We start from the raw sequence: 426 nt of genomic DNA, 5'->3' as shown, positions 1-426 counted from the left end.
TTACAATACCGGGCGCGAGACCTTCCTGATGCCGGTGCGGTGGGAGGACGGCTGGCCGCGCGTCACCGATCCGGGCCAGCCGATCCCCCGCGTGCATCGCCGCCCGAACCTTCCCGCGGACACCGCCCCCGTGCCGACCTCCGGCCCGTTCGCGGTGCGCGACGAGTTCGACGGCGCGGAGCTGCCGCCTTACTGGATGATGATGCGCACTCCGCGCAGCCGCTGGTACGCTCTCGATGACGGCCGCCTGCGGCTGGAGGCGCGGGCCGAGGGGCTGGGCGACAACGCCAACCCGTCCTTCCTGGGCCGGCGGCAGCCGCATATGAACGCGATCGCGGAGACGGTGGCGCGCTTCGCGCCCCGGCGCGAGGGCGACCGGGCCGGGCTCGCGGCGCTGCAGAGCGACGATTATTGGTACTTCCTCTC

1 protein-coding gene is annotated in these 426 nt (G+C 72.8%); it reads left to right on the top strand.

The features are described 5' to 3' along the window. Window positions 1–426: beta-xylosidase family glycoside hydrolase (locus AC2JF9_RS09665; protein ID WP_500727349.1), on the top strand; the 426-nt coding region annotated here is incomplete at both ends.

It is taken from the genome of Lactobacillus sp. C449L, from assembly GCF_059900815.1.
Note: the sequence above shows the minus strand (reverse complement) of the source record. Positions and strands in the feature narration are given on the sequence as shown.